The sequence below is a fragment of the Bradyrhizobium sp. AT1 genome, from assembly GCF_001590795.1.
In the GTDB taxonomy this organism is placed as follows: Bacteria; Pseudomonadota; Alphaproteobacteria; order Rhizobiales; family Xanthobacteraceae; genus Bradyrhizobium.
Genome location: NZ_JXDL01000001.1, coordinates 449,295 through 453,065, shown reverse-complemented (window position 1 = coordinate 453,065; position 3,771 = coordinate 449,295). Strand labels below are relative to the sequence as shown.

Sequence of the window (3,771 nt, the reverse complement as noted above, 5' to 3'; positions counted from 1 at the left end):
CCTCGAGCCGGAGCCGCTCGATCGCCTTGGACGGCGTCGTGCCGGTCTCGGCGGCAAAGGCGCGGGCGAAATGCCGCGCGCTCATGCCGGCGCGATCGGCGAGATCCTCCACCGTCAGCGGCGCGTCGAGATTTTCGCGCGCCCAGGACAACAAGGCGCCGAAGCGGCCGTTCGGCGCCTTCAATTCCAGCAGCGATGAGAACTGCGACTGGCCGCCGCTGCGGCGGTGATACAGCACGAGATGCCGCGCGGCGGCTTGCGCGATCTCCTCGCCGTAATCTTCGGTCACCATCGCGAGCGCAAGGTCGATGCCCGCGGTGATGCCCGCCGACGTCCACACATTGCCGTCGCGGGTGAAGATCTGGTCGGCCTCGAACTTCACCTTGGGATAGCGCGCGACGAAATCGCGCGTCCGCCCCCAATGCGTGGTGGCGCGGCGGCCGTCGAGCAGACCGGCCTCGGCGAGCACATAGGCGCCCGAGCAGACGCTCGCGACGCGCACTCCGCGCTTGGCCAGCCGCTGAACGAAGGCGCGCGTGGCCTCGCAGCGCGCCGCGTCCGTCACGCCTGCGCCGCCCGCGATGACCAGCGTCGTGATCGCATTCGCCGACTTGAAATCACGTGCCATCATCTCGACGCCCGACGAGCTGCGCACCGGGCCCGCGTTGAGCGCCAGCACGCGGAGCGCCAGCGGCTTGCCGGCGCAGCGGGCTGCGACCTCGAACGCCGAGATCGGGCCGGCCGCGTCGAGCAGCTGGAAATCCGGGAAGATCAGGATGCCGATCATAGCCATGTCCGAAATAGTGGGAATTATGCCATTTCAGACATGAGGGCACCATGACAATCTCCGCCCGTCAAGCTCATCTTTTGGAGGCCCCGCCGATGTCGTCACCGCTTCAGATCGGTCTTTTGATATTTCCGCGCGTCACCCAGCTCGACTTCACCGGACCCTTGCAGGTGTTCGCCATGGTGCCCGGCGCAAAGCTGCATTTGATCTGGAAAACGATCGAGCCGGTGCCGAGCGATTCCGTGCTCATGCTGACACCGACCACGACGTTTGCGGATTGCCCGCAGCTCGATGTGATCTGTGTGCCCGGCGGCGGCGGCACCAACGACCTCCTCAACGACGAGGAAGTGCTCGCCTTCCTGCGCAAGCAGGCCGAGGGCGCCAAATACGTCACCTCCGTCTGCACGGGATCGCTGGCGCTCGGCGCCGCCGGCCTGCTCAAGGGCTACCGCGCCGCGACCCATTGGAGCGCGATGGAGATGCTCAGCCAGTTCGGTGCCACGCCGACCAAAACGCGCGTCTGCGTCGACCGCAATCGCATCACCGGCGGCGGCGTCACCGCAGGGATCGATTTCGCGCTGACGCTGGTGTCGATCATGATTGATCGCACCACGGCCGAAGCAATCCAGCTCCAGATGGAATACAATCCGGCACCGCCGTTCAATTCCGGCTCGCCCGATACGGCACCGGCCGAAGTGATGGCCCTGCTGCGGGAGCGCGGCGCGCAAAATCAGGCGCGGCGGCTGGAGGCAGTGAAGCGCGCGGCCGAGCGGGTGATGTAGTCCATGTCCCGGACGCGGTGCAGCGTGCAACGCTGCTCCGCAGAGCCGGGACCCAGGAGCCACCCGGCGCACCGCGGGATGGGCCCCGGCTCTGCAGCGCATCACTTCGTGCTGCGCAGCGTCCGGGGCACGGACCAGAGCTTTCGTCCAGTCGCATTGCTGACATGACGCTGTCAGGAGCCTGTCGCGACAATTCGGCTCGCGACCGCTCCCTCCTTTTCCGGTCGCCGCACGGGAGGACCTCACCATGGCGCGATACCGGCTGCACTGCGTCGGAGCTTCCGGCAATTCGTTCAAGGTCGCACTCTTCCTCAACTGCGCCGGGCTCGACTGGGAGCCGGTCGGCGTCGACTTCGCCGGCGGTGAGATCCGCACGCCGGACTGGCGAGCCGCAACCAACGTCATGGGCGAAGTCCCCGTCCTCGAGATCGATGGTCGGCTCATGAGCCAGTCGGGTGCGATCCTGATGTGGCTCGCCGCCACGCATGACGTGTTCGGCCCGACCCGTGAGGAGATGTTCGAGGCGACGCGCTGGCTGCTGTTCGACAACCACAAATTCACGTCGAACTTTGCGCAGCACCGGTATCAGCGCTGCTTCATGCCCGAGCCCGCCCATCCGGCCGTGCTCGCCTATTTGCGAGGCCGGACCGAAAGCATCTTTATGATCGTCGAGAAGCACCTTTCCGAGCGCCGCTTCATAATAGGCGACCGGCCGACGATCGTCGATTTCTCAATGCTGGGCTATTTGTACTATCCGGCCGAAGAGACGGGTTTCGATCTTGCCGCGGCTTTCCCGGCCATCGATGCCTGGCGCCGCCGCGTGGCCGAGCTGCCGGGCTGGATGCCGCCTTATGAGATGATGCCGCTGGGCAACTCACCACCGCTCCATCTGCATCTCTGAGGAGCGGAGATTGCTCATCATTCCTCGCTCTCGTGTCCCGGACGCGCTGCAGCGTGCAACGCTGCTGCGCAGAGCCGGGACCCGGCAAGCCACACTGTCCGCTGCGACATGGGCCCCTTCTCTGCAGCGCACTCTCGAAGAGACGCTGCGCGGCGTCCGGGGCACGAGATCTGCTCAAAGAAAAAGGCCGCTCGGTTTCCCAAGCGGCCTTTCCTGTCTTACGACGGCTGCACATTTCATCGGGCGATTTCGGAGCTTCCAGACCGGGGGCCTATCTCCCGATCGAGTCCTGGTCGGCGGCCGCTGCATTTCGGGACAGTCGCGAACTGTTGCCCGAACCGAACGCGATGGTCTCCCATCTCCGTAAGATGGGATCATTGAGCCGCATCGTGGGCGAGAGCACAACGGCCGCGCAGCCGCCGTCCCCGCTGTTCCCGTTGTCCACAGCAAGATACGGCGGATGCGCGTGCATCCAAATTGACGACCAATATCGCGGAGGCCTGAAGCCTAGCCAGGGGTCCAGGGCTGATAGTCGCCGGTCGCCTTCGGCCGCTTGCCGCTGGCAAGGGTCGAGCCGGAGGGACGATAGGCCTTGGCCGTCCCGGTGAGATTCGGCTGGTGCGGCTTTTCCCACTCGCGCGGTTGATAATTGTCCTCGGTCGGCGGCACATCGACCACATGATGGATCCAGCCGTGCCAGGACGGCGGAATGCGGCTCGCCTCGGCATAGCCGTTATAGACCACCCAGCGTCGCTCGAAGCCGAGGGTCGGATCGACCACCCCGCCGCGGGTGCGATAGTAGAGATTGCCCTGCTCGTCCTGGCCAACCAGCTCCCCGTACCGCTTGGTCCAGAGTTGGGTGCCAAAAGTCTGGCCATTCCACCAGGTGAAGAACTTGAGGAAGAACTGTTTCATGCGGCAAGGGCCCTGCTTCGTCGGGCCCTGATGCCATCCAGGCGGCGAAATGTCCAGTTCGGCGGAGGCGGCAGTGCCCTCCGCGGATGTCGGCCGCGACGCAGGACGCCGCCGCAAATCGGGCGCGATCTGTTCATGCCGGGTACAGGGCTCGCGAGCGAGGCTTCCATTCCCACGCAAACCGGCGTGATCCCAGGAACCCCAGCGCTTGCATAGGGTTTGCTTCTGGGAAAAGGAGTTTGACCATGAACAGTCTGAAAGTTTTGAGTGCGGCCGCGGCGCTGGCGCTCGTTCTACCCATGAGCGCGCCGAGCTTCGCACAGGGGCCTGGCGGCGGCGGCCGTGGGGGCGGCGGTGGCGGTGGCGGCGTCCACAGTCGGCGGTGG

Annotated in this window: 4 protein-coding genes; 2 read left to right on the top strand and 2 right to left on the bottom strand. The window is 65.6% G+C overall.

Going from position 1 to position 3,771, the window contains the following annotated elements:
- A partial coding sequence (locus tag SE92_RS02220; RefSeq protein WP_063194271.1) for a GlxA family transcriptional regulator occupies window positions 1-787 on the bottom strand: 787 nt, incomplete at its 3' end.
- Between the two features lie 95 nt (window positions 788-882).
- On the opposite strand from SE92_RS02220, the gene SE92_RS02215 reads away from it, so the two are divergent.
- Together SE92_RS02215 and SE92_RS02210 are read left to right on the top strand one after the other, a co-directional pair.
- A complete protein-coding gene (locus SE92_RS02215) occupies window positions 883-1,569 on the top strand; it encodes a DJ-1/PfpI family protein (protein WP_063203300.1) in 687 nt (228 codons plus the stop codon).
- 247 nt (window positions 1,570-1,816) lie between these two features.
- A complete protein-coding gene (locus tag SE92_RS02210) occupies window positions 1,817-2,470 on the top strand; it encodes a glutathione S-transferase family protein (RefSeq protein ID WP_063194270.1) in 654 nt (217 codons plus the stop codon).
- Window positions 2,471-2,977: 507 nt separating this feature from the next.
- Here the strand turns inward: SE92_RS02210 and SE92_RS02205 are convergent.
- On the bottom strand, window positions 2,978-3,385 hold the full coding sequence (locus SE92_RS02205; RefSeq protein ID WP_063194269.1) for an NADH:ubiquinone oxidoreductase subunit NDUFA12: 408 nt from the start codon (window positions 3,383-3,385) through the stop codon (window positions 2,978-2,980).
- Window positions 3,386-3,771 lie beyond the last annotated feature (386 nt).

Coding starts and splice junctions, on each gene's coding strand:
- SE92_RS02215 (WP_063203300.1), top strand. CDS start 883: ATGTCGTCACCGCTTCAGATCGGTCTTTTGATATTTCCGCGCGTCACC.
- SE92_RS02210 (WP_063194270.1), top strand. CDS start 1,817: ATGGCGCGATACCGGCTGCACTGCGTCGGAGCTTCCGGCAATTCGTTC.
- SE92_RS02205 (WP_063194269.1), bottom strand. CDS start 3,385: ATGAAACAGTTCTTCCTCAAGTTCTTCACCTGGTGGAATGGCCAGACT.